Source organism: Pedobacter miscanthi, assembly GCF_032678605.1.
Classification (GTDB): domain Bacteria; phylum Bacteroidota; class Bacteroidia; order Sphingobacteriales; family Sphingobacteriaceae; genus Pedobacter; species Pedobacter miscanthi_A.
In genome coordinates, this window is record NZ_JAVTSU010000004.1 from 353,226 (window position 1) to 377,814 (window position 24,589).

General features: G+C 39.0%; 12 protein-coding genes, 1 tRNA gene and 1 other RNA gene. 7 read left to right on the forward strand and 7 right to left on the reverse strand.

The window, feature by feature from the left end; translation table 11 throughout:
• Positions 1–17: 17 nt before the first annotated feature.
• Complete coding sequence (gyrA, locus tag R2R28_RS08740; RefSeq protein ID WP_316825299.1) at positions 18–2,609, reverse strand: DNA gyrase subunit A; 2,592 nt, start codon at positions 2,607–2,609, stop codon at positions 18–20.
• A 271-nt stretch (positions 2,610–2,880) separates the two neighbouring features.
• On the opposite strand from gyrA, the gene R2R28_RS08745 reads away from it, so the two are divergent.
• The gene (locus tag R2R28_RS08745; RefSeq protein ID WP_316825300.1) at positions 2,881–4,092 is read left to right on the forward strand and encodes a TCR/Tet family MFS transporter; all 1,212 of its coding nucleotides are present in this window, start codon (positions 2,881–2,883) and stop codon (positions 4,090–4,092) included.
• Positions 4,093–4,197: 105 nt separating this feature from the next.
• Positions 4,198–6,495, forward strand: a complete 2,298-nt coding sequence (locus R2R28_RS08750; protein ID WP_316825301.1) for a M60 family metallopeptidase — start codon at positions 4,198–4,200, stop codon at positions 6,493–6,495.
• Positions 6,496–6,590: 95 nt separating this feature from the next.
• Here the strand turns inward: R2R28_RS08750 and R2R28_RS08755 are convergent, their stop codons facing one another.
• Positions 6,591–7,943: a PhoH family protein gene (locus tag R2R28_RS08755; RefSeq protein WP_316825302.1), complete on the reverse strand. Its 1,353-nt coding sequence runs from the start codon at positions 7,941–7,943 to the stop codon at positions 6,591–6,593.
• A 1,113-nt stretch (positions 7,944–9,056) separates the two neighbouring features.
• Here R2R28_RS08755 and R2R28_RS08760 point away from each other — a divergent pair.
• Positions 9,057–11,081, forward strand: coding sequence for an FUSC family protein (locus R2R28_RS08760; RefSeq protein WP_316825303.1), 2,025 nt, complete (start codon positions 9,057–9,059; stop codon positions 11,079–11,081).
• 378 nt (positions 11,082–11,459) lie between these two features.
• Positions 11,460–13,136, forward strand: coding sequence for a metallophosphoesterase (locus tag R2R28_RS08765; RefSeq protein ID WP_316825304.1), 1,677 nt, complete (start codon positions 11,460–11,462; stop codon positions 13,134–13,136).
• Positions 13,137–13,256: 120 nt separating this feature from the next.
• On the opposite strand, the gene R2R28_RS08770 is transcribed toward R2R28_RS08765, so the two are convergent.
• Positions 13,257–14,723 carry a glutamate synthase subunit beta gene (locus R2R28_RS08770; protein ID WP_316825305.1) on the reverse strand — a complete coding sequence of 489 codons (1,467 nt, stop codon included), beginning with the start codon at positions 14,721–14,723 and terminating at the stop codon, positions 13,257–13,259.
• A 3-nt stretch (positions 14,724–14,726) separates the two neighbouring features.
• Positions 14,727–19,226: a glutamate synthase large subunit gene (gene gltB / locus R2R28_RS08775; protein WP_316825306.1), complete on the reverse strand. Its 4,500-nt coding sequence runs from the start codon at positions 19,224–19,226 to the stop codon at positions 14,727–14,729.
• Positions 19,227–19,647: 421 nt separating this feature from the next.
• On the opposite strand from gltB, the gene ffs reads away from it, so the two are divergent.
• An RNA gene (gene ffs, locus R2R28_RS08780) (signal recognition particle sRNA small type) lies at positions 19,648–19,747 on the forward strand.
• 92 nt (positions 19,748–19,839) lie between these two features.
• Entirely contained in the window at positions 19,840–20,499 is a 660-nt protein-coding gene (fsa, locus tag R2R28_RS08785; RefSeq protein WP_025141909.1) for a fructose-6-phosphate aldolase, read from the forward strand.
• Between the two features lie 345 nt (positions 20,500–20,844).
• Here fsa and R2R28_RS08790 read toward each other — a convergent pair whose 3' ends face one another.
• From R2R28_RS08790 to R2R28_RS08800, 3 genes are all read right to left on the reverse strand, one after another.
• The gene (locus R2R28_RS08790; RefSeq protein ID WP_316825307.1) at positions 20,845–21,339 is read right to left on the reverse strand and encodes an HAD family hydrolase; all 495 of its coding nucleotides are present in this window, start codon (positions 21,337–21,339) and stop codon (positions 20,845–20,847) included.
• A 142-nt stretch (positions 21,340–21,481) separates the two neighbouring features.
• Positions 21,482–22,768, reverse strand: coding sequence for a sugar MFS transporter (locus R2R28_RS08795; RefSeq protein ID WP_316825308.1), 1,287 nt, complete (start codon positions 22,766–22,768; stop codon positions 21,482–21,484).
• 94 nt (positions 22,769–22,862) lie between these two features.
• On the reverse strand, positions 22,863–23,981 hold the full coding sequence (locus tag R2R28_RS08800; protein WP_316825309.1) for a formylglycine-generating enzyme family protein: 1,119 nt from the start codon (positions 23,979–23,981) through the stop codon (positions 22,863–22,865).
• A gap of 183 nt (positions 23,982–24,164) precedes the next feature.
• Here R2R28_RS08800 and R2R28_RS08805 point away from each other — a divergent pair.
• Positions 24,165–24,237 (forward strand) — tRNA-Lys (locus tag R2R28_RS08805).
• The last annotated feature ends 352 nt before the right edge of the window (positions 24,238–24,589 follow it).

Here is a 24,589-nt window from a genome sequence, read left to right on the forward strand (position 1 = left end):
TCTAATCTAATTTTTAGTTAATTTTCTTCTTCCGTTTCGTTATCTGATTCGCCTTCTTCTTCAGTATCATCAGCTTCTGGAGTGGTATCGGCTTCTACTTCTTCGCCATCAACAACTAGCACGCTTTCTAAATCAACTGTTTCTTCTTCATCCTCTTCGTGATCAATTTTAGTAACCGATGCAATTTCGTCATCACCTTTTAACGAGATTAAACGAACTCCCTGCGTGGCACGTCCCATTACCCTTAAAGCTGAAACCGGAATCCGGATTACAATGCCTGAACGGTTAATGATCATTAAATCTTCGCTATCGGTAACGTCTTTAATCGATACTAATTGTCCGGTTTTTTCAGTAACGTTAATTGTTTTTACCCCTTTACCACCACGGTTTGTTACACGGTAATCTTCAATGTCGGTACGTTTTCCGTAACCTTTTTCAGATACCACCAACACCGTAACTTCAGGATTGTTAACAGCAATCATGCCAACAACTTCATCCTGATCGTGTGCAAGCCTTACACCACGAACACCAGTTGCTGTTCTACCCATCGGACGAACAGTTTTTTCGTTGAAACGGATGGCTCTGCCTGAGCGTAAAGCCATTACAATTTCACTTTCACCATTAGTTAAACAAGCTTCTAATAAGATATCGCCTTCGTTGATGTTGATGGCATTGATACCATTTACACGTGGACGGGAATATGCTTCAAGAGAAGTTTTCTTAATGGTACCTTTTTTAGTACACATGATGATGAAATTGTTCTCTAAGTATTCCTGATCTTTAAGATTTTTAACCTTAATATAGGCTTTAATTTTTTCCTCTTTCGGGATATTGATGATGTTCTGGATCGCCCTTCCTTTACTGGTTCTCGAACCTTCCGGAATTTCATATACCCTGAGCCAGAAACACCTTCCGGCTTCGGTAAAGAATAACATATAGTTGTGGTTAGTGGCTACAAGCATGTGCTCAATAAAATCTTCATTTCTTGAGTTACTGCCCTTAGATCCTTTACCACCTCTACCCTGCGCTTTAAATTCGCTTGCAGGAGTACGTTTTACATAACCTTCGTGAGAAATGGTGATTACAACTTCTTCATCGTCGATGAAATCTTCCATGCTCATGTCTTCGGCTGAATGAACGATCGTAGTTCTACGCTCATCACCAAATTTTTGTTTCACTTCTTCCAGTTCATCCTTAATAATCTGCATCCGCAAACCTTCATCTGCTAAAATAGATTTTAAGTATTCGATGGTTTTCATTAATTCAGCATATTCTTCTTTAATCTTATCACGTTCTAGTCCTGTTAAACGACGTAATGTCATATCCAGAATGGCACGTGCCTGAAGATCGCTTAATCCGAATTTTTCAATTAAGCCTAAACGGGCTTCCTCAGGTGTTTCGGAAGCACGGATTAATTTAATTACTTCATCTAAATGATCTAAAGCAATTAAATAACCTTCTAAAATGTGGGCACGTTTTTCGGCTTCAGCTAATTCATATTTAGTACGACGAACAATTACATCATGGCGGTGATCCACAAAATGTACAATCAAATCTTTTAGATTCAACATCTGTGGACGGCCTTTTACCAATGCAATGTTATTTACACTGAAAGAGGTTTGTAAAGCCGTATATTTATATAAGTTGTTTAATACGATAGAGGCATTTGCATCACGTTTAATTTCGTAAACGATGCGGATACCATCTTTGTTCGATTCGTCTTTGATATTCGAAATACCTTCCAGTTTTTTCTCGCCAACCAATTCAGCAGTACGCTCAATCATTTGTGCTTTGTTCACCTGGTAAGGAATTTCAGTAACAATAATTACTTCGCGGTCTTTAATGTTTTCGATTTCGGCTTTTGCGCGCATTACAATACGTCCGCGACCAGTTTCGAAAGCTTCTTTAACACCTGTATAACCATAAATAATACCACCTGTAGGGAAATCCGGAGCTTTTACAAACTTCATTAATTCCTCAATGGTAATATCCCTGTTGTCGATATAATTTATAACACCATCAATTGCTTCTGTTAAGTTATGGGGCGCCATATTAGTAGCCATACCTACCGCAATACCAGATGAACCGTTAACTAAAAGGTTAGGTATTTTTGCAGGTAGAACCGTTGGCTCCTGCTCGGTATCATCAAAGTTGAACTGAAAATCAACGGTATCTTTATTGATATCGGCAACCATTTCTTCGGCAAGTTTACTAAAACGAGCCTCAGTATAACGCATTGCAGCTGGCGAATCACCATCGATATGGCCAAAGTTTCCTTGTCCATCTACCATTGGGTAACGTAAGCTCCAATCCTGAGCCATACGAACCATGGTAAAATATACAGATGCATCCCCATGCGGGTGATACTTACCTAATACCTCCCCTACAATACGGGCTGATTTTTTATAAGGTTTTCCGCTGGTTACACCTAAACCTAACATCCCGTAGAGCACACGGCGGTGTACTGGTTTTAATCCATCGCGTACATCAGGCAAGGCCCTTGATACGATTACCGACATTGAATAATCAATGTAGGCCGATTTCATCTGCTCTTCTATGTTAATTTGAATGATTTTGTCGTTCTGTTGATTCTCTAAATCTTCTGCCATAAATTATTATTCTCGTTGTTTAAAACGATATTAAAAAAGGTATTACTATAACCTTGCGAATTTAACAAAATTATGCCGAATTAAGGCATTGTGGAAAAGTTTTGACCTTTGTTATAGGTTTTTTATTCCCCGCTGGATTTTAATTTACTGAAGACCGGTTTAAGGGGTTTTGGTTTTTTATATCCCAAACCTATCAGGTTTTAAAAACCTGATGGGTTTGTAGAACTTTTTTAAGTAATTCTGATACTTTTGCTTTTAAACCTTATATACGATGGCAAAAGAAAAGAAATCTGCAATGAGTTTTATCATGGTCACCCTCCTGATCGATTTTACAGGCTTTGGGATCATTATTCCGGTTTTACCAAAACTTATTCAGGATTTTACCGGCGGTGGTTTCGGTTTAGCCGCCGAATACGGCGGTTGGCTTACCCTCGCCTACGCGTCGGTTCAGTTTATATTTTCTCCTATTATCGGTGCCCTGAGTGATCGTTACGGCAGACGGCCGGTATTATTAAGTTCCTTATTCGGATTGGGGATTGATTATATTTTTCTGGCTTTTGCCCCTTCCATTGTATGGTTATTTGTTGGGCGGATTATTGCCGGGATTACCGGGGCCAGTTTTACCACAGCACAGGCCTATATTGCCGATGTTTCGGCGCCTGAAAAAAGAGCACAGAATTTCGGTTTGGTTGGAGCCGCTTTCGGTGTAGGTTTTATTTTAGGTCCGGTTTTGGGTGGTGTATTTAGTCATTTTGGTACGCGGGTGCCTTTTATGGTGGCTGCAGGTTTATCATTAATTAACTGGTTATATGGTTACTTTATCTTACCCGAATCTTTACCGGTAGAAAAACGCAGGGCTTTCGATTGGAAAAGGGCAAATCCCATAGGTTCATTACGCAGTATAGGAAAATATCCTGCTTTGCTAGGTTTAATGGTTACTTTATTTTTACTGTACTTTGCCAGTCATTCAGTTCAATCGAACTGGACATTTTATACCATGGAAAAATTTAACTGGGATGCATCCTGGGTAGGTTATTCGTTAGGTTTTGTGGGTTTGGTTATCGGCATAGTTCAGGGCGGATTAATCAGGGTGATTTTACCGAAAATTGGTGATAAAAAAGCCGTTTATTTTGGCTTGATATTATATGTAATTGGGTTCATTGCATTCGCTTTCGCAACTAAGGGCTGGATGATGTTTGCCTTTATGCTTCCTTATGGTTTGGCCGGAATTGGCGGACCGGCCATGCAGGGTTTAATTTCGAACCAGATCCCGGCTAATGCGCAGGGTGAAATGCAGGGTGTTTTAACCGGCTTACAGAGTCTGGCGGCTATTTTTGCACCCTGGGTAATGACCCATATTTTTGCTTATTTTATCGAAGGCAAAGCGCCTGTTTATTTTCCTGGGGCGCCCTTTATATTAAGTGCTGTTTTAACTTTAATCGGGTTGTTTATTGCCCTTAGGTCTTTACGGAAATACCACTAATATCCTGCTCCTGCTAATTGTTAAAATTAGTTAATCCTTTTTTAGCCTGAGGATAATGTGCGATTAATTTATTTACTTTAATAAAAATCTAATCGCACATTACCTATGCTCAATCTCAAAGTTCTTTCGGCTTTTTGCTGTCTGTTATTGCTTTCTTTCCAGTCCTTTGCTCAGGAACCTTTAAAAAAGACGCTGTTAAAAAATGTAGGACCGATTCCGCTTACTGATACCACCAACGCTATTTCCTTATTTTACACGGCAAATGAAAGCGCCGAGATTATTGCCATAGTGGATATCATTCCGGAGCTTAAACTCAAAGGCACAATGATTATGGCGTCTAAATACGGGAAGGGCCAAATTTTAGCTTTAGGATCTAACACTTATTTCGAAAAGCATTTATTAGAGAATAAATCGGTCAGGCAGCTTATTTTAAATGCCCGGGATTTAAACCCTAAAGGCAATGTTGCCATTTACGGCACATCAGCAAATGATCTGATCAGTTTTTTTAAAGCTGAAAAAATAAATGCAAAGGTTTTACCCAAATTCGATATTGAAAATAAAATAAAAACTTTATTTATTACCGACGACCTGAAAGATTCGGTTCAGCTCGAAAAGCTTACTTCTTTTGTGAAAAATGGTGGTACTTTAATTTTTGGTTCGCCCTACGGTGCTATCTTTAAAGTAAACGACAAAACAAAGCCAAAAAACCTAACTTTAAAAATTAACGATTTGTTTACTAAAGCGGGTATTTTTAATGTAAATGTCCTAATTTTTCCGACTAAAAAGTATAATCATGCTTATACCGATTCTATTCCTGCCTATTTGCATATCAATACCTTATTGCCTTATACTTTAAATCCTTCAACCGGTGATGAAGGCTATTATAAATCAGCGCTTTATGTTAAGCCAACGCTCGATCTTGTTTTAGAATCAAATGATGTCAAATCGCCTTTGATTGAAAGAATCAAACATTTTTACAAAATACCTGCTGATACTGTTTATCAGCCGTCAAAAGCACATCCTTTAGATATTTCTACCAGTGAAAAGAAAACGGCTTACCGCATGGCAGAAAAAATATTAGCGAAACAAGAGGATCACAAACTGGGATACAAAAGAAAAGCTGCTGGTTATGAGCTTTTTCCAGGTAAAGTGCCCGATGAAGCAGAACGAATTACCAAAAATGTAATCATCCCCGTAAAAGTAGGTACACAAGGCTTATATGATATGCCTTCTCCCTATTACAGGCCGCATACTACCGGCTTATATATTCCTGCCGGAGAAAAAGTAAAGGTAATAATTGATAAAAAATACTTATCGCAAAAATTAAAGGCACAGGTTGGTGTACATAATGATGACCTGATCGATAACCTGGATCAGCTAACAAGGATAGGTACTGACTTAACCAAAACATTCGAACTGATAAAAGATACAACCGATGTTTTTTCGCCCTATGGCGGATTGCTTTTGATCAACATTTCGGATACCTCAAGCCTAAAATCGATCGACATTAAAGTTGATGGTGCTGTAAATGCGCCTTATTTTAAACTGGGCGAAACGAATACCGAAGACTGGAATAAAGCCATAAAAAATTATCCTGCACCATGGGCAGAACTGGCCACCGATAATGTCATTTTAACGTTGCCTTCTTACAGGGTTCGTAATATGGACAATCCCGGGGCTTTGTTAACGTTTTATGATCGGGTAATGAATGCGGATGCTGATTTAAGGGTAATTGATAGAAAAAGGGTACATACAGAGCGGATTATATTGGATCAACAGGTAATGGCGGGCTCTTTATTTACAATGCCATACAAAATTGTGGGGCCTGATGATGATGAAAATTGCAACGTGATGCTCAACGTAGATTCACTTGAAATTAGAGGATCCTGGGGTATTTTTCACGAACTTGGCCATCGCCACCAATTTAATGATATTGATTTTGATGGTTTGGGAGAAGTTACCGTTAATCTTTACAGCATGTATGTTTATGACCAGGTTTTAAAGCTTGGTAAATATCAGCATAAAGATCATTTGCCAAGTAAGGAAGGCGTGATTCAACATATTAAAAATTATATGAGAATGAGTCCGAGTTATGATAAATTTAAGCAGGACCCATGGATTGCCCTGAGCATGTATATCGAAATTATTGAGCAATTTGGCTGGGATGCAATTAAAACTTCAAACAAAGCTTATGCTGATCTGCCTAAAAGCGATTACCCTAAATCAAATGAACAAGCGATAGATCTTTGGTTTAATACGATTTGTAAAGCTACTAAATCAGATTTAGGGATGTTTTTCGATATCTGGAAATTACCGGTTTCTGCAGAGGCAAAACAAAAGGCGAAACAATATCCGGTATGGTTACCTGAGGAGTTGGAAGAGTTTAAGGCTAAGACAAAATAAATCGTCATCTCGACTGAAGCAAAGCGAAATGGAGAGATCTATCCAGACAGATTTCTCCACTGCGGTCGAAATGACGATACGCTGGGGGTTAATTGCTACAACAACTCATTAGCTAAATTTGCCAATTCGCTCCGCTCCCCTTTCTGAAGCGTTATATGCGCATAAAGCGGATGGTTTTTAGCATTTTCTATTAAATACGATAATCCATTACTTTCCGAATCGAGGTATGGAGTGTCGATCTGGTAAATATCACCTGTAAATACAATTTTAGTATGTTCCCCTGCCCTCGAAATAATGGTTTTAACCTCGTGTGGCGTAAGGTTCTGCGCTTCGTCAATGATGAAAAATATCTTCGTTAGGGTTCTGCCACGGATAAAAGCCAATGGAGCAATGGCAATTTTTTCGGTGGTAATCAATTCATCAATTTTCCCCGACATTTTATCATCATCAACAAACTGCTCTTTAATAAAACGCAGGTTATCCCATATTGGGGCCATAAACGGATCCGTTTTCGATTTGGCGTCGCCTGGGAGAAAGCCAATATCTTTATTGCTTAAAGAAACAATAGGTCGTGTAATATAAATCTGTCTGAAGTTTTTGCGCTGTTCCAGTGCACTGGCCAGTGCCAATAATGTTTTTCCTGTTCCTGCATTGCCCTGTATACTTACCAGCTTAATTTCGGGATCTAAAAGTACGTGAATCGCAAATGCCTGTTCGATGTTTTTGGGTTTGATCTTAAAAATAGCGTCAGTAGAAACAGCCGAGATGGATTTTAAACTGTTGTTGTAAAATACATTTGCTGTTTTTCTTTTGTTTTTAAGGATATAAAAATGGTTACCGCTTTTGGGTGGTAAACCTATATCTGTAGCATCAACAAAGGCCTCTTTTTTTACTTCATCAATAATTTCGACAGGGAAATTGGATAATTCTGTTTTTCCGGCATAAAGTTCATCTACATTTTTAATTTTACCGGTTTCGTAGTCTTCAGCATTTAAGTTAAGCGCTTTTGCTTTTAACCTCAGGCAGATATCTTTCGATACCAGCACTACTTTTTTATCAGGATGTTCTTCTTTAAGGCTTAATGCCGCATTTAAAATTTTGTGGTCGGTTTTTCCCTTTCCATAAACTTCTTCAGCATCTACAGTTAAGGGTTTTTCGTTCAGTACGACTTTAAATTTACCCGCATCAGGACTTTTTAACGAAATCCAGTCGCTGATTAGTTTTTGTTTGGAAGTTTCATCAATCAGCCGGATAAAACTTCTGGCCTCAAAATTCCGGGTATCATTACCGCTTTTAAAGTTGTCTAACTCTTCTAAAACCTGGATGGGGATGGCTACATCATGTTCGTGGAAGTTATTTACCGCATCATGATCGTATAAAATAACCGAGGTATCTAAAACGAATATCTTTTTTGACGGATTGGAAGTTGATTTACCTTTTTTGGCCATTTGGTAAATTTAATATTTTAGGGATAATTAGCAGAAGAATTGAGGATTCTTTTTTGGCCTTAACGTCTAAAATAAATCTGAGTGGGTACCAGTACGGATAACTTTATTGCATCATTTTCATCCCAGATCAAAAGTAAATCTGGCTTTACGTGGCATTACCAGTAACCGCTAAAACCCAAGTTCTTTTAAAAGCTCTTTAACTAAATTGGCTTTTTTGGTAGGTATGTGTATTACAAAGCTTTCTATCGTAAAATGGATTTATATAGAAATATACATTTTTATATGAAGTGTAGATTTTTTGACAAAATAAAAACGGGGACTTTCTTCTTTCGATTCAGATCCCCGTTTTAACTTTAAAAACAACCATAGCTGTATTTTAAAGCACCTAATTCTTGTTACTTTGATTTTTCCGTTTTCGTTAGGTTTTGCAACTTTTGCGATCCGTGAAAATTTATTTCCAACTCTTCTGTCCGTAAACTTCTTAGTTTTCCATAAGCTCTGTTTGGGCCTGTTCGATTTTCTTATTATCCAACCTTGCGGCGGTAATGTATATTCTTACTCAGTTTAACCCTTTCTGAAATCAATCGTTTTCCCTGTAAACATTCCGAAACAATTTCCCTTTCGGTTCTTTATCTCTTTTGGATTGTTTTGTCAGAATTCAAAGTACTTCGTATTTGATATGATCTAATTTAGTACGAAAAGCTCCATTTGTCAAGAGAAAAATATACGTTTTTATAAACAAAGTTATTAACCTAAATTAGCTGTTTATCAACAGTTTAAATTTTTGAAATAGCCATTTTTATAGCTGATTTGAGCTTTTATAAAGTTTGTTAACAATTCTCTTGCTGGCGGTTATAAACATTTTATATCTATTTGATGATCAGTTGTTTGGTGGTTTTCTGCTTAAAAGTTAAAAAAAAACAAAAAACTTAATTTTAATCGCAACAAAAAACTTCGCTATTATGTTATTTTTGTAACATGCAGATTAGGCAACCCATTAGAAATATACAAGATTTTTTACTGAGTACGTATTTTGCCGACGGTCTCCGCATTACTATTGGACTGCTGCTCCCCTCTCTCATTCTTGCCCAATTTGGTATGTTAAAGTATGGTATGACTTTATCATTAGGCGCTTTGTGTGTAAGCGTGGTTGATAGTCCGGGGCCGATGGTACACCGCAGAAATGCGATGCTGGTTACTACAGCCTTAATCTTTACCTTTTCTATCCTAACCGGTTTAACTAATAAAAGCCATTATTTTATTGGTTTCCTGCTTGCTGTATCGAGTTTTGTATTTTCGATGTTTTACATTTATGGCATCAGGGCGGCATCGGTTGGTACAGCCGTTCTGCTGATCATGGTGTTGAGCATTGATGACATCAGGCCATGGCAGGATGTGTTATTACACGGTTTAATGGTGCTTGCCGGTAGCCTTTGGTACACTGGACTAAGCTATTTTGTTTATCGCCTACGCCCTTTCCGCTTAGTACAACAATCGTTAAGTGATTCTATTATAGAGGTAGCAGAGTTTTTACGTGAAAAAGCCAAATTTTATCACCAGAACAACAATTACGATAAAACCTATTCCGACCTGTTACAGCTTCAGGTTTCTGTTCACGAAAAACAGGATGCAGTAAGGGAGTTGCTTTTCAGAACGCGTGAAATTGTAAGAGACTCTACTCCCGAAGGCCGTTTCCTTTTACTGGTATTTGTAGATATGGTCGACCTGTTCGAACAGGTAATGTCTACCTATTATAATTACCAGCAATTGCATGATCAGTTTGATAAAGCAGGGATATTATCGGATTATGAAATGGCCATTAAGCGGATTTCTTATGCGCTCGATGATATTGCATTTGCCCTGAAAAGTGGTAGGGTGCCTGTGATCTCAAAACGTTTATTGATTGAGATTGAACGATTGAAGATCAAAATTAATAACCTGGAGAAGAATAATCAAAATCAGGAATACAATACACTGGGGATTATTGCGCTGAAAAACATAGAGGTTAATATTGAAAATATACTGGCCAGAGTGAAAACGATTTTCAGTTATTTTAAACTGAGGAACAGCAAGGATATCCGTCAGGCTGAAGTAGACACCGAAAAGTTTATTACCAGGCAGAAATTCGATTTTAAACTCTTTACGGAGAATTTAACTTATAGCTCATCCACTTTCCGGCATTCGCTAAGGGTTACCGTGGTAATGCTTTTGGGATTTTTGGTATCGCAATTGCTTAATTTTTCTCACAGTTACTGGATCCTTCTCACCATCCTGGTGATTTCGAAACCGGGATTTAGTTTAACCAAAGAGCGTAATTACCAACGTTTGATCGGTACCACCATAGGTGCATTTATTGGTATGGGTGTGGTTACTTATATCGATGATAAACACACCCTTTTTGTTATCCTGCTGATCTGTATGATTGGTTGCTATAGTTTCCAGCGGAAAAATTATGTAGTAAGTGTTCTCTTTATGACGCCTTATATCCTGATCCTATTTGATTTTCTGGGCATGGGATCTATCGCACTGGCACGCGAAAGGATTTATGATACATTTATTGGTTCGGGTATTGCGCTACTGGCGAGTTACTCTTTATTTCCAACCTGGGAACATGAGAAATTAAAAGAGGCCATGCTCAATATACTCAAGGCTAATAAGGCTTATTATGCGCAGGTAATTAAACTGTATTTCGAAAAAAATTACAATAGGACAGAATATAAACTCGCCCGGAAAGAGGTTTACGTAAGTACCGCCAATTTGGCTTCTTTATTTCAAAGAATGTTCTCTGAACCGAAAAGCAAACAGCTGTTTATTAAAGAAGTACATCAGTTTACCGCGCTGAGCCATTTATTGTCTTCGTATGTGGCTACACTTTCCCTTTACAATAAGGAGCATGAGTTTATTTTTGAAAGTTTCGACGCTTTAAAGCCGATTGCGAATAATACCAACTATTTGCTGGATACGGCTATCGAAAACCTGGTACAAGGAACCAGTACCATCGATAACGTGCCGTTAATCAGGCTCAATGATACCGGTTTAGCGATCAAAAAAGGTGAGGATTTAATTCCTGAACAGTTTGACCTGATCCAGAAAGTGGCTTATGATATTTATAAATTATCGGTGAAGATTAAACTTTAAACACGGCCCCATACTCCTCAACTTGCTTCCGGATCTTTTAATATTAATTTCTCTACAGGGTAAATTTCACTATTACGTATAAACCTTTGAGATACACTATCCGTATCGGGATCTCTCCCCTCCCCATTAATACTTCTTTTTTAGGTCATCCTTAAGTAGTTAGTGTAAGTTTTTATCTTTTGAGGTTAAGAGGTTTAATGTTGATTTGATTGCCTTAACGTATGAATTGTAGTAATATAATATCCAATAATCATACATTTTTACCTAATTAAGTAGTAAAACGTTTTACAGATTGAGTAGTCATTTGCTAATTTCTAGTTTTGTAACATAAGTGTTGAACTTAAAAAATACCTCTATTTTAAATGTGAAAACTAAACAATGAAAACAAAAAATCTACTTATCTGCTGTTTTGTTGCAGCAGCTGCAACAATGAGTTGCCAAAAAATGAGCTTAAACCATGATTTAAAAGTTGAACCAAAACAAGAAACTCCTGTAAAATCTGTAGCTTCAGATAAGGCCCTTGTAGATGAAAAATCAAGCTGGAAATACCTGGACAATGGATCTGATCAAGGCACAAACTGGCGTTCATCTACTTTTAACGATTCGGGATGGAAAACAGGTGCAGGTCAGTTTGGTTTTGGCGATGGTGATGAAGCTACAGTTTTACAATCGGGATTTGTAACTTATTATTTTAGAAAACATGTTAATATAACTGATGTAACTGCGCTGCCTGATTCGGTAATTCTCTCGATGATACACGATGATGGAGCTGTAGTATACATTAATGGAATTGAAGTATTACGGACACCGCTATTGCCTCAAACCGGAACCATTACATATAACACCGGCACGAGTGCTTATATACCTACTGCCCAGGAAAATAGCTTTTTTAATTATAAAATAGCCTCCTCACACTTTATCAACGGAGACAATGTAATTGCGGTGGAAGTGCACAATCAGAATACAACCAGTAGCGATGTCTCCTTTGATCTTGCCATCAAAAACTTTTTAGCATCAGATCCCGATGGGCCCTATGTGTTTTACAGGAACAATCAGTATATAGTAAAATCGATTACAAGAGAAAATGGTTACGTAAGTCAAACTTATGCCAGTCGCGATAAGGTGAATCTTACTATAGAGCTACCAGGAGGAGGCTCGTTTGCTGTAAACCTGAAGCCACAATTGCTCGATCGCGAACCATCAGAATCACCCACTTTACCGAGCAAATACTTCGCAACTTCCGATATCGAAGGCAGTATTGATGCATTTATTTTATTGCTGAAAAAAGCTAATATAATAAATAGTAATTATCAGTGGAGTTATGGTACAGGCCACCTTTATATTATGGGCGATGTTTTTGACAGAGGCCCATACGTAACCCAATGTTTATGGCTAATTTATAAACTGGAACAGGAAGCGGCCAATGCTGGTGGTAAAGTACATTTTATACTGGGAAATCACGATATCATGAATCTGATAGGAGATTATCGCTATGTAAATGCAAAATACATGACCAATGCACAAACTATTGGAGAAACCTACACTGCATTATACAATGCCGACAGTGAGTTGGGTAAATGGTTAAGGAGCAAAAACATCCTGGAAAAATCGGGTAATACTTTATTCTTGCATGCCGGTATCAGTCCTGATGTGGCTGCGCTGCCCAAAACCGTAAGCGATCTTAATGTATATGTAGCTAATGTTATAAACAAAACCTGTACCACGCAGAATTGTAAAATCGCTACAAGTGGTTCTGTAGGTCTGTATTGGTACAGAGGGATGGCTCAGCAGGCGCTAACGCAAGTACAAGTAAATGATATACTTGCCAAGTTTGGTGCCGAACGTACCTATATTGGTCATACTATTCTGAATAACCAGATTACTTTATTATATCAAAATAAAATATTGGCGATAGATTTAGAACATGCCAATAATTATGAAAAGGGATACATGGAAGGTGTGTACTATAATAGCGGGTGTTATTTTAAATTTCACGCCACTCAATCGAGTAGTATTTACACCGCTTTGATCGGCAGTAACTGTACAGCTCCGTAAGTTATCTTATTGCGTTAAAGAAATACTTTTTATTTAGCCCTGGATTGCCTGGGGCTAAATAAAATCAAAAAAGGTCGTAGTTTGCACCACGACCCTAAAAATATAGAACTGTAAACTTATTTAAGCGTAAGCAACTGCATCTTTTGATGTCAGTTTGGTGGTACCCATCAAGTATTCGTCTACCTTGCGGGCGGCTTCTCTACCTTCTGAAATGGCCCAAACCACTAATGATTGTCCGCGGCGAACATCACCTGCAGCAAAAATCTTTGCAATGTTGGTCTGGTAGGTGTGTTCAGATGCCTTTACGTTTCCGCGGTTATCTAGCTCCACTCCTAACTTTTCAATTAAACCTTCTTTTTGAGGATGTAAGAAACCCATGGCTAAAAGCACCAGTTCACAGGGAAGATCTCTTTCGGTACCAGCAACTTCTTTAAAAGTAACCGGGCGGCCGTTAGCATCAATTTCCCATTCTACATCAACTACTTTTAAAGCTTTAAGATTACCATTTTCATCAGCAATGAAATTTTTGGTATTTACCGACCATGCCCTTTGTGCACCTTCTTCGTGTGATGAGGTATTTTTTAGCAACATAGGGTAATTTGGCCAAGGCATGTGTTCGTTACGGGCCTGAGGTGGCATTGGCATGATCTCAAACTGTGTAACCGATTTTGCACCATGACGGTTTGAAGTACCAATACAATCCGATCCGGTATCACCACCGCCGATTACGATTACGTTTTTACCTGTAGCCATAATGTCTTCCACTTCAACTGCCCTGCTTGCTACGCGTTTATTTTGCTGTTTCAAAAAGTCCATAGCGAAGTGAACACCTTTAGCAGCACGCCCTTCGATTGGTAAATCGCGTGGAATGGTAGAACCTCCGGCCAGTACAATTGCACTGAAATCTCTAAGTAAAGTTCCGATTTCTACATTCTCGCCAACATTGGCATTACACCTGAAAATAATACCTTCTTCTTTCATTAAATCGATACGGCGATCTACTACATTTTTCTGCAGTTTAAAATCAGGGATTCCGTATCTCAATAAACCACCTGGAGCATCATCACGTTCGAAAACGGTAACTTCATGTCCAACTTTATTTAACTGAGCAGCAGCAGCCATGCCCGCAGGGCCTGAACCAATAACAGCAACTTTTTTACCAGTTCTGATTAATGGTGCTTTTGCTTTGATAAAGCCTTTCTCGAAAGCAATTTCGATGATGTGTTTTTCAATTTCCTCTATAGATACGGGTGGACGGTTGATGCCTAATACGCATGCAGATTCGCATGGTGCCGGGCAAATCCTGCCTGTAAACTCCGGGAAGTTATTGGTGCTTAATAAAATATTTGCAGCCTGTTCCCATTTTCCCTGATAAACGGCATCGTTAAATTCTGGAATGACATTACCCAAAGGGCAACCTGACTGACAGAAAGGAACGCCGCAATCCATACAACGGGCAGCCTGATTATTTAATTCTTGTGAGGGCAATTCATTTAAAAATTCCCCATAGTGTTTTACACGTGTTGCAGCCTCTTCTCTGGTGGGCGCAACTCTATCGTATTCTTGAAATCCTGTTACTTTTCCCATGGCCTAGTGTGTTTTTACTTGTTGATTACGTTTGCTTAAAACTGCTTTGTATTCTTTAGGGAATACTTTTACAAAATGAGCTGATTGTGTTTTCCAATCACTTAAGATAAACTCAGCTACCCTGCTATCAGTTAAGCGGATATGTGTTTTAAGTAAAGCTAAAATGCGCTCTTCATCTTCAGCTTGTAAAGGATCCAGATCAACCATTTCTTTATTGCATTTACGTGCAAAAGTTCCGTTGGCATCATAAATCCAGGCTACACCACCACTCATACCGGCTGCAAAATTGCTTCCTGTATCGCCAAGGATTAACACTTCACCACCAGTCATATATTCACAACCGTGATCGCCAACACCTTCTACAACAGCTGTTGCACCAGAGTTACGTACGGCGAAACGCTCGCCTGCTTTACCACGGGCAAATAGTTCGCCAGAGGTTGCACCATAAAGGGCTACGTTACCGATAATGATATTCTGCTCTGGTATAAACGTTGAATTTGAGAAAGGATAAATGGCCAATCTTGCTCCTGATAATCCTTTACCAACATAATCATTCGCTTCACCTTCTAGCGATAAGGTTACGCCACGGGTATTAAAGGCTCCGAAACTTTGTCCGGCAGAACCCACAAATTTAAAGTTGATTGTATCTGGAGGTAAACCAGCACCTAAATGCACTTTAGAGATCTCGTTTGATAACATCGTACCAAGCGCCCGGTCGGTATTTTTAACTTCAAAACTTGCAAAAACAGGTTCATTGTTATCAATGGCAGATTGTGCGGCAGCAATTAATTTGTGATCTAAAACATGATCTAAACCATGATCCTGACCTTCAGTATTGAATAAAGGCAAGCCATTGTCTTCAGCTTTATATAAAATAGCCGATAAATCAAGGTGTTTCAATTTCCAGTCTTCAGCAGGTAACTCACGTGCTTTTAAAATATCAGCCTGACCGACCATTTCGTGGATGGTTCTGAAACCTAATTCAGCCATAATCTCACGTAATTCCTCAGCAAGGAAATAAAATAAGTTTACTACATGGTCCGCATCACCGGTAAATAATTTTCTTAATTCCGGATCTTGTGTAGCCACGCCAACCGGACAAGTATTTAAGTGGCATTTACGCATCATGATACAGCCAGAAGTAACTAAAGCTGCAGTAGCAACGCCCCATTCTTCAGCGCCTAATAATGCTGCAATGGCGATATCCCTACCTGTTTTAAGCTGACCATCGGTTTGTAATACAATACGGTTACGCAACTTGTTTTTCACCAAAGTTTGGTGTGCTTCTGCCAGGCCAAGTTCCCAAGGTAAACCAGCGTGTTGAATAGACGTTAGCGGAGAAGCTCCTGTACCGCCATCAAAACCCGATACCAGGATTACATCAGCATGTGCTTTCGCCACACCAGCAGCAATGGTACCAACACCAGCTTTTGAAACCAGTTTAACATTGATCCTTGCTTCACGGTTGGCATTTTTTAAATCGAAAATCAGCTGTGCCAAATCTTCAATCGAATAAATATCGTGGTGTGGCGGAGGTGAAATTAAACCTACCCCAGGTGTGGAGTGACGAACTTTTGCAATCCAGTCATCCACTTTGTGTCCAGGTAATTGACCACCTTCTCCAGGTTTAGCACCCTGAGCCATTTTAATCTGTAACTCGTCGGCATTGGTTAAATAGTAACTCGTTACACCAAAACGTGCAGAAGCTACCTGTTTAATGGCCGAACGCATACTGTCGCCATTTGGCAACTTAGTAAAACGCATTTCATCTTCACCACCCTCTCCGGTATTGCTTTTTCCACCGATACGGTTCATCGCAATAGCTAAGGTAGAGTGTGCCTCATGAGAAATGGAACCGAATGACATTGCCCCTGTTGCAAATCTTTTTAAGATTGCTTCAGTAGATTCTACCTCGTTTAATGGAACTGACGGACGACTATAGTTAAATTCGAACAATCCACGGATGGTATAAGCCTGTTGTGTTTGCTCATTAACCAGTTTAGAGTATTGTTTGAAAATGTTGTAATCGTTTTTACGCGTAGCATTCTGTAATAAGTGAATGGTTTGCGGATTAAACAAATGCGCTTCGCCTTTACGACGGAATTTGTATGTTCCACCGGCAGGCAATAAGTTTTCAGTCTGCGTTAACGGACCAAAACTGCGGTGGTGTTTAATTAAGGTTTCTTTTGCAATTTCATCCAAACCTAAACCACCAATACGTGAAACCGCACCTGTGAAATAAGTATTGACTACTTTTTTGTTTAAGCCTAAAATTTCGAAAATCTGCGCTCCCTGGTACGATTGCAAGGTAGAGATGCCCATTTTAGAGAAGATTTTAAGCAACCCGCTGTTTACCGCATAGATATAGTTTTTGGTCAACTGTTCTGCTGATAAGCCCGATTCAGCCTGGAAACCGTTAATGGTTTCTAATGCCAGATAAGGATTGATCGCCGTAACCCCAAAGCCTAATAAGGTGGCGAAATGGTGTACTTCCCAAATATCTCCAGCTTCGATTACAATACCCACTGCACCACGGTATCCTTTGCGGATTAAGTGATGGTGCACTGCAGAAACAGCCAGTAAAGAAGGCATTGCAGCATGTTCCGAATCGATGGCCCTATCGGTTAATACAATCACCTGAAAACCATCTTCAACCGCATCAACCGCATAACGGCATAAACGGTCTAAGGCTTTCGCCATAGCACCCGGTTTTCCATCAGCCCTGAAATAAGTCTGTAAAGTTTTTGCCTGGAAAACCCCGGTATCAATACTTCTTAGTTTTTCAAGTTCCTGATTGGTTAAAATAGGGTGTTTAATGGCTACGCAATGTGCTTGTTTTGGCGTTTCATCCAAAAGGTTACCCATGCTGCCCATAAAACTCGCCAAACTCATCACCACTTTTTCGCGGATCGGATCAATTGGCGGGTTAGTTACCTGTGCAAATAACTGTTTAAAATAAGAAGATAAGTGTTGAGGACGTTTTGATAATATAGCTAGAGGGGTATCGGTACCCATTGAACCAATTGGCTCTTTGGCTTCGATGGCCATTGGCTTTAGCAAAAGATCTACATCTTCCCTGCTGTAACCAAAAACCTGTTGATATTTAAAAATAGATTCTTCTGAAAGACCAGTGAACATTACACGAGGCTCAGGCAATTCTTCCAAACGGATCTGGTATTGGTTAATCCAGTCTGAATATGGGCTTTTGCCACAAACCTGTTGTTTAATTTCGTTATCGCTGATGATCCTACCCTGCTCCATATCCACTACGAACATTTTGCCTGGGGTTAAACGGCCTTTTTCGATTACCGTGCTTTGATCAATGGCCAATGCACCAGCTTCAGAACCCATAATCACGCGGTCATCAGAAGTAATGGCATAACGCGAAGGGCGAAGACCGTTACGATCTAAAGTTGCGCCAATTAATTTACCATCGGTAAAAGCAATCGCTGCAGGTCCATCCCATGGCTCCATTAAAGTAGCGTGAAATTCGTAGAAAGCCTTTTTAACAGGATCCATGTCTTCGTTGCCGTCCCATGCTTCCGGAACCAACATCATCAATACATGGGGTAAAGTTCTTCCTGCATGAAGCAATAATTCGATTACGTTATCTAAACAGCCAGAATCGGAGTTGGTTTCATCGATTACAGGCAATAACATATCCAGTTCTTCAGGTGTAAAATATGCTGAAGCAAAAGATTTAACTCCTGCCCTGAACCAGTTTAAATTCCCCTGTAAGGTATTGATTTCGCCGTTGTGCGCAATAAAACGGAAGGGCTGGGCCAATCTCCATGACGGGAAAGTGTTGGTTGCAAAACGCGAGTGTACTAAACCCAGCGCAGAAACCACTCGTTTATCGGTAAGATCGTTAAAATAACTGCGTACCTGTAATGAAGTAAGCTGACCTTTATATATAATGGTTTGCGCAGAAAGCGAAACGATATAAAAGTCTTTACCGCCATGTACGGTGTTCACGATCAGTTTAATCAGGTAATTTTTGAAAATGTACAGTTTACGCTCAAAATCTGCCCCTGGTGCTACTGCATAAGGGCGGGCAATAAATACCTGCTCAATTTCCGGTTCAACTGAAAGGGCCATGCTGCCAATATCGGTTGTATCAACATCAACCTTTCTGAAGCCTAAAATCTCCAGACCTAATTTTTCGGCGGCACGGTAAATTAATTCTCTGCACTCTTCTCTGGATCTGATATCCTTTGGCATAAATAACATACCCACGCCATAATTATTGGTTTCGGGTAAGCTAAAGCCAGCTTTTAAACATTCGTCATAAAAAAATTCATGCGGAATCTGAATCATAATCCCGGCTCCATCGCCAGTATTCGGTTCTGCCCCACTTGCCCCTCTATGATCCAGGTTCTCTAAAATAGTAAGTGCATCGGAGATGATTTGATGCGATTTTCGCCCTTTCACATGTGCAACGAACCCAATACCGCAGGCATCGTGTTCAAATTGCGCATCGTACAATCCACTGTTTGGTTCCATTCTTTGCTCGTTAGTTGTTAGTGTATAGGAAACACTAAGATACGGAAAACAATTCTAAAATTACAGAGTTGATATGTTTTTTGGAAAAATTTTAGTCCTTATGTAATTTAAAGTCTTTAGATTAGAATATTTGTAATTTTAAACGTAATTATTTATTAAATTGATAATGGTAATATAGTACAATAATTGGCTTATTTTAATGAAAATCACTCATAAAACGTTTTAATTGTGTTTTTATATATGAATATTGTATTTACAAATGAGTGATGCGCTGTTGAACTGTCTATTCTTTCTCTTTTTTGCCTTTTTAAAAATACACATTTAAAATTTATTAATTTATGAATCAGCTAGATAGCTTAAAAGCGAAAAAAAATAGAAAAATGCATTTCGTGAAACAACTTCTTTTTCTACCTTTGTGGCCGGGCAAGTCTTTTACGACCAGCTCCCTTTGAACTCCCCCAGGATGGGAACATAGCAAGGGTAGAAGGTTGTAGCGGTGCGATAGAAGGTGCTTGCCCTTTTTTTTAACCCCCTAACCCCCTGAAGGGGGGATATTAAATTCTTCAGGGGTTCTAACAGCAGAACCTAATAATCATTTTAAGAATTTATAAGCATGAAATTTTTTATTGACACAGCAAATCTTGATCAAATCAAAGAAGCGCAAGATCTTGGCATTTTAGATGGCGTAACCACTAATCCTAGCTTAATGGCTAAAGAAGGTATTACTGGCGAACAAAATGTAATCAACCATTATAAAGCAATTTGTGATATCGTTGATGATAACGTAAGTGCGGAAGTAATTGCTACAACTTTCGATGAGATTGTAAAAGAAGGTGAGGCTTTAGCTGCTTTAAACCCGAAAATCGTGGTTAAAGTGCCGATGATTAAAGATGGTGTTAAAGCCATTAAATATTTCTCATCAAAAGGAATCAAAACCAATTGTACTTTAATTTTCTCTGCCGGGCAAGCTTTATTGGCTGCTAAAGCGGGAGCTACTTATGTTTCTCCTTTTTTAGGCCGTTTAGATGATATTTCTAGTGATGGTTTGGTTTTAATTGAAGATATCAGAACTATTTTTGATAACTACGGTTACGAAACTCAAATTTTGGCTGCTTCAATCCGCGGACCATTACATATTGTAAACTGTGCTAAATTGGGTGCTGATGTAATTACTGCTCCTTTGGCAGCAATTGTTGGCTTATTAAAACACCCTTTAACCGATAGCGGTTTAGCTACTTTCCTGGCAGACCATGCTAAGGCAGCGGGTAAATAAGTTTGGAGTATTTAGTTTGGAGTGTTGAGTTCCAAACGCAAAAAAAAGACTTAAGTTATATAACTTAAGTCTTTTTTGTTTTATGGATAATGTTGGATGGAAAGTGGATGACGGGCAAATCGCAGGTTACATCATCCATATTACATTTTCCCTCTTAAATATTCTTTTTTGGAGAGCAGAAACAGTGCTTATCGGTTACGGCAGTCCTGCTTTACATTGTATTCCGGTGAATGTTTAATGCAATCAGGTCTAGGTGGCAATAGCTGTATTTTATGGAAAATGTAAGTATGTATAATGGATGAAGGGCAAATTGCAGGTTACATCATCCATCATACCTCTTCCATATTACATCGAAAGAACCTCTTTAACCTTCTTATAATTAATCTGCTCATCGGGCTCAATCAAAATCCCCTTCACTCCTGCTCCGTTTGCAGCTTCAACATCGCGTGGTTTATCGCCGATCATTACAGATTGTGCCGGGTCGATATCGAACATCTCAATGGCATCCAGGATCATTCCGGAAGCAGGTTTTCTACATTTACATTCGCCACCAACGGTTGGATGGTGCGGGCAATAGTAAAAGCCGGCAATATCAGCTCCTTTGGCTACAAAGGCATTTCTTAACAGCTGATGCATAATGGCCAATTCTTGTTCTGTATAACGTTTTAAGGCAATGCCGCCCTGGTTGGTAATTACAATTAAGAGGTAACCTTCATCAAATAATTTTTTTAATACCGGGATCTGGTAGTCTAATATTTTAAAATCTTCTACACGACAGATGTAATCGTAAATTTCGTGGTTAAGTACACCGTCACGGTCGAGAAAAATAGCTTTATTCATTGTTGAGATATGAGTATTGTGATGTGAGGTTTGAGATTTAAACCTTACTTATAATTTCGCCAAAATAACTGAAAATTACGGACAAAAGAAAGCCCAATCTGATTATAGACCGGGCTAACTCATAAAATTTATTTGGTTTTGGTTATTTTAACTTCAGCCCTGCCTTGTGGCCTTTTATTGCAAAAAACAGGATGTAAAGGTAACATGGTAATACGGTTAAAAGGTAGGCCAGCTGAAAATTGATATGTAATTTTTCATTTAAAGAAGCATATAACAATGGCATTAAGGCACCACCTGAAATACCCATCACCATAATTGCCGAACCAATTTTGGTAAACTTACCTAAGTGGCTTATACCAAGCGGGAAAATTGCAGGCCACATTAATGAATTTGCCAAACCTAACAGGGCTACAAAAATAACAGCAAACCAGCTGGAAATAACGAAAGATAAAATGGTAAATGTTATACCCAGGATGGCGCAAATTCTGAGGGCTTTTTGCTGTGAGATGTATTTTGGAATGGTTACGATACCAATAATATAACCAATTAACATACTAAATAGTGTGATGGAGGTTAGTTTTCCGCTAATTTCGGTGCTAATACCTAACTCACGACCGTAAATGCCGATAATGTCACCAGCCATTACTTCTGCACCAACATATACAAAAATACAAAGGGCCCCAAGGAATAAGTGTGGAAACTGGAAAATGCTGGTGTGTTTTACCACTTCACCTTTGGTTTCGTCGATTACGTCTTCTTCTACTTCAACTTCTGGAAGGTTGGTGAATTTGATAAAGATAGCGAAAAGACAGAAAACGATAGCCAATACAATATAAGGCATATTTACACGACCTAAAACATCGTTCAATAGCTGCTCGTGGGCAGTACCGGTGGCAGCTTGTATTTTTTTCTCAACTTCTGATGCGTTTTTCAAAAATAAGCTACCCATAATTAGGGGAACGATCATACCAGCAAACTTATTACAGATACCTGCAATACTGATTCGTTTTGCAGCACTTTCTATCGGGCCAATAATGGTTAAATATGGGTTTGATGCGGTTTGAAGCAGTGCTAAAGCCGCCCCCTGAACAAAAATCCCCGTTAAAAATAAACCAAAGGTTCTGGTTTGGGCTGCAGGTATAAATATTAAAGAACCCAGTCCTAAAATTACCAGACCTAAAACAATTCCATTTTTAAAGCCAACTTTCTTCAGTATCCAGGATGATGGGATGGCTAAAAAGAAGTAAGCCATGTACGAAGCAAAGGTTACAAAGAATGCCTGTAAATTTGATAAGCCGAAAGATAGTTTAAAGAAAGGGATCAGCGTGCCGTTTGCCCAGGTTACAAAGCCAAAAATAAAGAATAAGGCACAGATGATAATAAGTGGCTTAGGTCCTTGCGTTTGACCTGATTTGGTTGTTTGTTGCATAAAGTTTGGTTCGGTTTAAATTGATGCGACCAAACTAAACAATAATATTTAATAATATACGGAGCAAACGTTTGCGTAATTTTAACTTTATTTTTTAATTCGAACTTACGCATCTAAAACCTGTATGTTCCAGGCCGGTATCAACAGAAGTTTTCATTCTAGAGGTTACCCGGTATCCTTTGCAATAAGAGGCGTTACACATGAACGAGCCTCCCCTAACCACTCTTTTAGGTACGGTGGGCTCCATGGGGTCGTAACTATCTGATGGGCCTTTGGGGTTATTGCTGACACCAGAAAGCGTAGCATAGTAATCGGGGCGGTACCAATCGCTGCACCATTCCCAAACATTGCCAGCCATATCATACAGTCCATAACCATTGGCTTTAAACTGTTTTACAGCAGCCAATCCATGGTAGCCATCCCAATCAGTATTTTTTAAAGGGAAATTACCCTGCCAGGTATTGGCTTTGGCTTTGCCTTTTTCAATATCCTCATTTCCCCAGGGATATTTCTGATTTTTTAAAGTACCTCTGGCCGCATACTCCCACTCTGCTTCTGTAGGTAAACGTTTACCAGCCCATTTGCAATAGGCGATGGCATCATCCCATGAAACATGAACAACCGGATAATTATCTTTTCCATTAATATTGCTTTGAGGGCCATGTGGGTGTTTCCAGTCGGCGCCTTTAACCCATCGCCACCATTGTGAAGCATCATTTAAGGAGGTAACCTGCTTTGGCTGGTAAAAAACGAGTGAAGCCGCTACAAAAACGCTATCGGGTGGTTTTGGTGTTCCTGCAGGAAGTTGTTTTTTCATTTCTTCCCAATCAGGCTTGCGTTCGGCTGTAGTTTGGTAACCAGTAGCATCTATAAATTTTTTAAACTCGGCGTTGGTTACTTCAGTAATATCAATCCAAAATGAAGCCAGCTTAACCTCATGTTGCGGATACTCATCCTCCCTTGCTTCTTTATCTGAAGCGCCCATGGCAAATTCTCCGGCAGGAATTAAAACCATGCCTTGGTGACTTACCTTATGGGTAGCAAAACTTGAAGAATCTTTTACTGCGCCAAAACGGCTGGGCATGTTTTTTTCGCATGAGGCTAAAGAATCTTGCCTGTGTTTAGCCTTCTCTTGCTCTTTAGCCTGATTGGATTGACAAGAAAATATAAGCAGTAAGGGTGAAAAAAACAGGATAGAAAGTAATCTGTACATGGCCGGGTATTAAATAATGAGCGATAAAAGTATCAATTCTATTTAAAAAACAGAAGGCAAATAATTAATTCGCCTATAAATCAATACACTAAGGGATTTGGCGATTTTTTATTTGCAGGAAATACATCATAACCCTATATTTGCACCACTTTAAAGGAAACGGATAACGTTTTAAACAAAGTAGATTCCGTAGCTCAGCTGGTAGAGCATTACACTTTTAATGTAGTGGTCCTGGGTTCGAATCCCAGCGGGATCACAAGAAACAATATCAAAGAGAACTAAAACCTTGCAAATCAAATGATTGCAGGGTTTTTGCTTTTAGTGGTTTTGCCAAAATATGCATGAAATCGCATATAAAATGTGCGTCATTCGGTGCGTCGTTCTTTATAATATCAAACTCCCCTAATTCGTATTAATGCATTGATATTCAGCTAGTTTAACAGGTGAACATCTTGTGTGAATGAAACTGCAAAGCTATTTTTGTTTAACCTTAATGTCATCGTTATGAAAACTAATTTTAGCGTGCTTTTATTTTTGAAAAAGCCAAAAAACTACACAAAAGGGGCTGTTTACTTTATCTTTTTAAGAATTACAGTGGACGGGATTCG

Bases quoted from the DNA above. Each gene is read 5' to 3' on its own strand.
- gyrA (WP_316825299.1), bottom strand. From the start codon at position 2,609: ATGGCAGAAGATTTAGAGAATCAACAGAACGACAAAATCATTCAAATT.
- R2R28_RS08745 (WP_316825300.1), top strand. From the start codon at position 2,881: ATGGCAAAAGAAAAGAAATCTGCAATGAGTTTTATCATGGTCACCCTC.
- R2R28_RS08750 (WP_316825301.1), top strand. From the start codon at position 4,198: ATGCTCAATCTCAAAGTTCTTTCGGCTTTTTGCTGTCTGTTATTGCTT.
- R2R28_RS08755 (WP_316825302.1), bottom strand. From the start codon at position 7,943: ATGGCCAAAAAAGGTAAATCAACTTCCAATCCGTCAAAAAAGATATTC.
- R2R28_RS08760 (WP_316825303.1), top strand. From the start codon at position 9,057: ATGACTTTATCATTAGGCGCTTTGTGTGTAAGCGTGGTTGATAGTCCG.
- R2R28_RS08765 (WP_316825304.1), top strand. From the start codon at position 11,460: ATGAAAACAAAAAATCTACTTATCTGCTGTTTTGTTGCAGCAGCTGCA.
- R2R28_RS08770 (WP_316825305.1), bottom strand. From the start codon at position 14,723: ATGGGAAAAGTAACAGGATTTCAAGAATACGATAGAGTTGCGCCCACC.
- gltB (WP_316825306.1), bottom strand. From the start codon at position 19,226: ATGGAACCAAACAGTGGATTGTACGATGCGCAATTTGAACACGATGCC.
- fsa (WP_025141909.1), top strand. From the start codon at position 19,840: ATGAAATTTTTTATTGACACAGCAAATCTTGATCAAATCAAAGAAGCG.
- R2R28_RS08790 (WP_316825307.1), bottom strand. From the start codon at position 21,339: ATGAATAAAGCTATTTTTCTCGACCGTGACGGTGTACTTAACCACGAA.
- R2R28_RS08795 (WP_316825308.1), bottom strand. From the start codon at position 22,768: ATGCAACAAACAACCAAATCAGGTCAAACGCAAGGACCTAAGCCACTT.
- R2R28_RS08800 (WP_316825309.1), bottom strand. From the start codon at position 23,981: ATGTACAGATTACTTTCTATCCTGTTTTTTTCACCCTTACTGCTTATA.